The organism is Nostoc sp. UCD121, from assembly GCF_014222285.1.
Lineage (GTDB): Bacteria > Cyanobacteriota > Cyanobacteriia > Cyanobacteriales > Nostocaceae > Nostoc.
Map to the genome: position 1 here is coordinate 1 of NZ_JACKZS010000325.1, position 5,551 is coordinate 5,551.

Below are 5,551 nucleotides of genomic sequence, written 5' to 3' on the forward strand. Positions count from 1 at the left end.
ATACTATTGTCACAGGAATGACAACTAATTAAAATATTTGTCAGTAAAAGAATATACCTTTTATCTTTCTCTGGATAGATTAGGAAAATACTAGGTTCACTTAAGATACTAAAAGATTTTGTTGTTTTAATCGATATTTTAACGATTTGATAATCTAAATTTACTCAGGTAATACTACACGAAGCGAACACAAGTCTTATATTATACAAGTCTTCAGCCACTTCCAAAGAATACACTTTTTAAAAATATCGAAAGCATTATGAGATATCCCCCTTACCTAGCTAATTTTCTTATTGCGTAATCAATATAATATCTAAAGTGGTGTGTAATGACTCATCTTATCGATAAAAAAACTGTTTGGCAGAAATTGGCTTTAAGAATTTTTAGTATGGCATTGCTGCCTACATTAACGACTTATCCCGCTTTCGGTGCAGAGCGCCTAAAATTTAATTATGGTGTTTTAGAAAGGTCTATCCCCATTAGTTCGCTGGAAAACTATGCTAAAACAGGTAACATAGATGATGATTTTGCTGGCTATAGTCAGTATGTAGACAAAAAGCAACTAACTCAACTGCGGAAAGTTTTACTAACTCGTATTCCCTTAAATGAAGTAGAAATTTCGCAGTTTCTTTATACACCAATTGGTGAGCGATTATTACAAAGATTGGGAAAAATTATTCAGACAGAATCTAGATTGTCAGGCTTTTATGCAATTCGCTCGGCACTAATTTTATCAGCCACAGATCAAAAAGATTTTACCCTTTTAAATATCTTACAAAAGTTTCCTGCAAGCTCAATTTCAATTAACTTAAACCAGACTTTAGAAATAGCAGAAACATTACAAGATTTAGTAAATCAAACTCAAAATGCAGTAGCACTTATTAATGAAGAATCTCAACAAAATGTAATCACTGTTTCTAAAGTTGATTCTATTCCCTTGATGGACTTAGGAAAAACCGGAAGTTTTCGTTTCTTAAAGCAAACTATTACTCTTAATGACCTTACACGTAATAGAAGGTTCTTAGCTGATATTTACCTCCCAGTTGCTCCAACTCCTCGGAAAATAATTGTTATTTCGCATGGACTTGGTTCTGACAGAACAAGTTTTGCATATCTAGCTGAACATCTCGCTTCTTATGGTTTTGTAGTTGCGGTTCCAGAACATCCGGGTAGTGATTCAAAACAACTACAAGCATTATTAAAGGGTACAACAAATCAAGTTACTAATCCTAGAGAACTTATTGATAGACCTTTAGATATTAAATATTTACTAGATGAACTCACTAGGTTATCTAAGTCGAATCCAACCTTTCAAGGACGTTTAAATTTAGACCAAGTTGGTGTCATAGGGCAATCATTTGGTGGATATACAGCATTAGCATTAGCCGGTGCAAAGATCAATTTTGAGCAATTAAAAGCTGACTGTTCAGCTTTGGAAGATACGTTAAATGTTTCGCTGTTACTTCAATGTTTGGGTGTTAATTTACCAAATTTCCAATATAATTTATCGGATACAAGGATAAAAGCAGCAATTGTCATTAATCCAGTTGGTAGAAGTATTTTTGGTCAGGCTAGCCTTAGCCAAATCAAAATTCCTGTAATGATTGTATCTGGCACTTCTGATACTGTTACTCCGGCGTTACTAGAACAAATTCAGCCTTTTACTTGGTTAACAACTTCAAATAAGTATTTAACGCTTATCAATGGCGGGACACACTTTTCTACGATTGCTGAATCACCCAATGCAACCATTCCTATTCCTACACAAGCAATCGGTTCAAGTCCAGTTTTAGCACGTCGCTATGTTAAAGCTTTAAGTGTTCCTTTCTTTGAAACATATATTGCTGGACAGCCAAGTTACCTTCCATACTTGAGTACAGAATACGTTAATACAATTAGTCAGCAACCACTACCGTTAAGTCTAATTACATCTCTGACATCTGAAGAACTAAAAAATTATAAATAACCTCTAATAAAGATGAAGAAAAAGCACTTTGTACATCTACATTTTTGGTTTATTTATTTCTTTGGTACTCCCTAATGCAATAATTTCTTCAAAGCAGAAGCAGTCTACGAGATTGGTTAGTGCCACGCTCAGATGAGCATGTTGTTCAGGAATTTGCTTAATCAGCATAAGAATTTCTTTAGCATTTATTCGGAGTGCTGCCTGATGCAGTTGCTCAATCCAGTCACTAGGCATGACGCTTAAATCTGCAACCGTTAATTTAGGTGTGATGAATGAAGCGTTAGAAGGCCAAGATGCTTTTTCCTGATTTTTTAGTTCATCAGCATAAACATAACGAACACCCAAATATTCAGCCATCTTTTCAAAAATTACGGTCGTCCGAAATGGCTTACGCACAAAGTCATCAAAACCTACGGACAGCGCTGTTAAGCGGTCTTCCTCAAATGCGCTTCCGGTCAATGCAATGATAACTGGGGTTTGAGCGCCTGCTGCTTTAATATGTTTGGTTGCCTCAAATCCGTTCATAATTGGCATCCGTAGATCCATCCAGATGAGGTGAGGCGACCAATTTTGCCAAAGTTCGATCGCAGCTTGACCATTTACCGCTTCCCGTACCTCAAAGCCAACGGGTGTTAATAACTCAACTAAAAGCTGCCGATTTTCTAGTTTATCCTCAACAATCAGAATGCGATAGCTGGGTTGTTCCTTTTCTAAACCGATAACTTGCCGACTTGGTGCAGGCGTTGGCAAGGTATCCATAATTACTGCACGAGTTCGGATATCAAAGGTAAAAATTGAGCCTTTTCCGAGCGTGCTATTCACCCTGATATCTCCGCCCATGAGCCGTACAAATCGCTGGCTGATGGGTAATCCAAGTCCAGTACCTTCCTGAGCTTTTTGTCCCGCCTCTGTTTGGACAAATGGCTCAAATAGACGATTAAAGTCAGAATCAGCAATACCGCAACCCGTATCTTCGACGCTGAAGTTTAGGGTGATGGGTTCATCTGGTGTGATGTTTTGGTTAGGAGTTTCTACCCGCAAGGTTACTTGACCGATCCGCGTAAATTTAATTGCGTTTCCTAATAGATTAACTAGAACTTGGCGTAATTTACTCTCATCGGCACAGATGTATTGGGGAATGGCTGGCGATCGCTCCAAAATGAGTTTTAATCCTCTCGACTGGGCTTTCAATGCAAACATCTGTTGCAGGCGATCCAAAAGCCCGTAGAGGTCAAAATTTGTTTCGCTGAGGATAACTCGACCTGCTTCAATTTTGGACATTTCCAATACATCATTGATTAAGGTCAGTAAGTCTTCGCCACTGCGGTTGATCGTATCAAGATATTCCTGTTGCTGTGAGTTGAGCGATCGATTTCGCAGCAGCAGTTGGGTAAAGCCAAGGATGATGTTAAGAGGAGTCCGCAGTTCATGGCTCATATTAGAGAGAAACTGGCTTTTGGCGAGGTTGGCAGCATCTGCGGTTTCTTTGGCTTGCTTGAGCGCGGCTTCGGTTTTTTTCTGCTTGGTGATATCACGAGCCACCCAAAGTACTGTATTGTCAGATAATGGCGAAACACTAGCTAAAAACCAAGTTTCTCGATTCTTGTTTGATAAGTGATATTCAACAAAAACATTTTTGCGGCTTCCATCCGGGTTTCTGGGTTCTTCTCTCAGATGCAAAGCTTGCTGAATGGCATCGAGTATTAAATTGGCGATTTCTTTTGGTAAAACTTCATCAACTTTTTTGCCAATGCGATCCATATCAGGCTTATAAGCGAAGGATTGTGTTAGCACATACTTTGTTTGCACATACTTTTGGTAACGTCCCTCTGCATCAAAAACCACTACCATATCAGTCATAGCAGCGAACATTAACCGGAGTTCTGCTTCGGATGTTTTTAGTGCTGCTTCTACTTTTCGGCGACTCTTTTGGGCAGCTTCGCTAACGCGAATTTCCCTCTGAAGTTGGGCATTTTTCTCACCGAGTTCTATGGTGCGTTGCGTGACTCGGCTTTCTAATTCTTCATTGGTTCGTGCTAGGGCTAAAAAGGATTCACGCAACTGATGGGCCATAAGGTTAAAAGACTCCGCCAAAGAGTTTAACTCGGTTGTACTGTTCACAGAAACCTTTTGGTCTAAGTTTCCGGCGGCGATCGCTTTGGCTGTACTTCCCAGTCGGAGAATTGGCTGTGTAATCCAGTGAGCGGTAAGAATGCCCAATCCAGTTGCAAGTGCAAACGCAACCAGGCAAAGTAAAATTGTTGAACGAGTATTAGCATTAATTTGATCCATGAAATCCCGTTCTGGGACAACTACGACGATTAGCCAGTCCAATCCCTGCTGCTTCATCGGTACAACTTGTAAAAATTGCCGTTGACCTTCAATGTCAAAATCTAGTTGTTGTTTTTCGGTAATCTGGGTTAAGTCTACAAAACGTTGCTGCAAAAATTCAGTAGTGCGTTGCGTCAAAATATCACTACTTGCGATCGCCTTAACTCGATCTGGATTCTGATCTATGATTGGGGCTGTCGGATTTGGAATTATGTAGGGTTGTTGAGTGGCAGAACTCCCAACCAGTAATCCTGTTTGGCGTTCTAGGATGAAAGTTTCGCCCGTTCGCCCGATTTTGAGAGTCCGCAGATATTGACTAATCCCAGTCAGTGAAAAATCGACAGCAGCAACGCCAAGCAGATTGCCGCCATCATCATAGATTGGCAAGCTGGCATTTAGCACATATTTGGGTGTGGCAAACAGTTTATAAATTCCACCCCAGCTAGCTGTCTTAGACTTAACTGCCGATTGATACCACGGACGAGTCCGAGGATCGTAATTAGGCTTGGATCTTAAAAGTTGAGTGTAATGTCCTGGTTGGTCTGCGGCATAAATCCTAATTTCATTCCCAGTGGACTTACCTGAAAGTTTCACCTCAAACTGACCATCATCCGCCCTTTGAACCGCAACGTGTTCACTATATTCTGACCCAACGTAAACTGCTGTCACTGTGTCAAAGGTCTTCAGTTGATACCAAAGGTGTTGTTCTAATGTTAATAATTTTTGGATATTAAGTTCACCCAGTTTAATCGCATTAGCGTTTAGCTGATTGATTTTATGAGGCGTTTCAACATATACCTTTAGGTACTGCTGGATTCGAGCCGTGATTTCATTTCGGAGTTGGATTGCAACTTCATTGACTGCTCGTTGCCCATTATGTATTGATAGCCACCCAGTTAGCCCTACGGCTAGAGAAATTTGCAGTACAAACGGCACTACAAGAATGTGGCGCAACTGCACATTTTTAGTCAGCTTTGAAAGTCGAAGGGTGAAAGAAGGCATATCCGAATTCCTGAAATTAAACAGCAATGTTGGGGTACTAATATTTACACAGAAGCCTCTTGATTTTGATGAATTCTATTTGGCATAATTATAGAAGATGAACTGTCTCAGATGATATTACCCTCTTGGGTAATATTGAGAATTAATACATTACCCTATTATGTGAGATTTGAAATTTATCTTTTTATTAAGAAGTTCAGAATCCCCTAAGTCCTTTTACTTTAAGAAACGCTACATATAGCTTGCTTGTAC

2 protein-coding genes are annotated in these 5,551 nt (G+C 39.6%); one reads left to right on the forward strand and one right to left on the reverse strand.

What is annotated here, in order from left to right:
• The first annotated feature begins 388 nt into the window (after positions 1-388).
• Positions 389-1,966, forward strand: coding sequence for an alpha/beta hydrolase (locus tag GNF10_RS34615; protein ID WP_260446162.1), 1,578 nt, complete (start codon positions 389-391; stop codon positions 1,964-1,966).
• Between the two features lie 36 nt (positions 1,967-2,002).
• Here the strand turns inward: GNF10_RS34615 and GNF10_RS34620 are convergent, their stop codons facing one another.
• Positions 2,003-5,299 carry an ATP-binding protein gene (locus GNF10_RS34620; RefSeq protein WP_185581346.1) on the reverse strand — a complete coding sequence of 1,099 codons (3,297 nt, stop codon included), beginning with the start codon at positions 5,297-5,299 and terminating at the stop codon, positions 2,003-2,005.
• Between the last annotated feature and the right edge of the window lie 252 nt (positions 5,300-5,551).